Below are 281 nucleotides of genomic sequence, written 5' to 3' on the forward strand. Positions count from 1 at the left end.
GGACAGGTCCGGATCCAGCGCCAGGCTCTCCAGCAGGTCGAGCGAGATTTCGAGCCGGTCGGCTTCCTCGGCATCGATGTTGAGGCCGATATCGTAGTGCCGCGCGAGCACCGCCAGCGTCTTCACCCGGGGCAGCAGCTCGCCCATCACCCGGTCCGCCTGGGCGCGACTGTAGCGCGGGTGGAGCGCCGAGAGCTTGATCGAGATGCCCGGCCCCTCATAGATGCCGCGCCCGCTCGAAGCTGCGCTGATCGCATGGATGGCATTCTCGTAATCGCGAT

At 66.5% G+C, this 281-nt stretch carries 1 protein-coding gene; it reads right to left on the reverse strand.

Translation table 11 applies throughout. From position 1 onward, the window contains the following. On the reverse strand, positions 1–281 hold a 281-nt coding region (locus Ga0451573_RS19140; RefSeq protein WP_231685781.1), incomplete at both ends, for a proline dehydrogenase family protein.

Source organism: Phosphitispora fastidiosa (assembly GCF_019008365.1).
Taxonomy (GTDB): Bacteria; Bacillota; Thermincolia; order Thermincolales; family UBA2595; genus Phosphitispora; species Phosphitispora fastidiosa.